General features: G+C 75.7%; 1 protein-coding gene. It reads right to left on the bottom strand.

Annotated features, from left to right (window positions below; all coding sequences use genetic code 11):
- Positions 1-133: 133 nt before the first annotated feature.
- A partial coding sequence (locus tag CA983_RS44065; RefSeq protein ID WP_086606150.1) for an FAD-dependent oxidoreductase occupies positions 134-1,020 on the bottom strand: 887 nt, incomplete at its 5' end.

Consider the following 1,020-nt stretch of genomic DNA (forward strand, 5'->3'; position numbering starts at 1 on the left):
GGGTGTGTCGGGCTGGCGAGGTCGGAGTTGGGCGGCCGGTGTCTTTCGGCGGCGTCACAGGCGGGTGCCCCGGGCCTCTTCCTCCGAGGCCGTGCGGGCGGCGGTCCAGACGGTCGCAACCGGTCCGGTCGGCTCAGTCCGCCAGTCGGGCCGCCTCCTCCGCGCAGCCCCAGGCCACCGTCACGCCCGCGCCGCCGTGGCCGTAGTTGTGGATCAGGAGCCGGCCGTCCGGCAGGGCGTCGCGCTCCAGGCGTACCGCGAGGCGGGTGGGGCGCAGCCCGACCCGGTGTTCCAGGACGCGCGCCCCGGCGATCTCGGGCCGCAGGGCCGCGCAGCGGCGGATGATCGCCTCGGCCGTCGCGGGGTCGGGTGCCGGCGACCACGCGTCCTCCTCCGCCGTACCGCCGAGGACGAGCCCGCCCGGCTGCGGGAACATGTACGCGTACTCCCCGGCCGCGTCGGTGGAGACCAGCCAGGTGTCGATCCCCGGGTTCTCCACGACGACCAGCTGCCCGCGCACGGACCGCACGGACGGATCCGGCACCAGCTCCCGCGCGGCGAGCCCCGTGCAGTTGATCACGACCGGCGCGTCGGCCTCCGCGAATCCGGACACCGTACGAGCCTCGACGACACCGCCCGCCGCCACGAACCGCTCCCGCAGCCACGGCAGATGAGACGGCATGTCGATGAGCGGCAGCCGCGCCCGGACGCCGTACCCCGCGTACTCCCCGGCCGTGGTAGCCCGCAGCTCCGGCACCCGCTCCGCCAGCCACCCGTCGACCTCGTCGAGACGCGTCTCGCCCAGTACCCCTTCGACCATCCGTACGCCGCTCGCCCCGGACCGCGCGGCCAGCTCCTCGTACACATCGAGCGACCGCAGCGCCCACACCCGCGCCAGCGCGACCGGCTCGATCCGGTACGGCCACCACAGCGCGCCCGCAACCGCTGAGGTGGTCGCCTCGACGGGGTCCCGCGTCCACACCCGTACCCGCCGCCCCCGCTCGGCGAGAACCACCGCGG

It is taken from the genome of Streptomyces swartbergensis (assembly GCF_002148965.1).
Lineage (GTDB): Bacteria > Actinomycetota > Actinomycetes > Streptomycetales > Streptomycetaceae > Streptomyces > Streptomyces swartbergensis.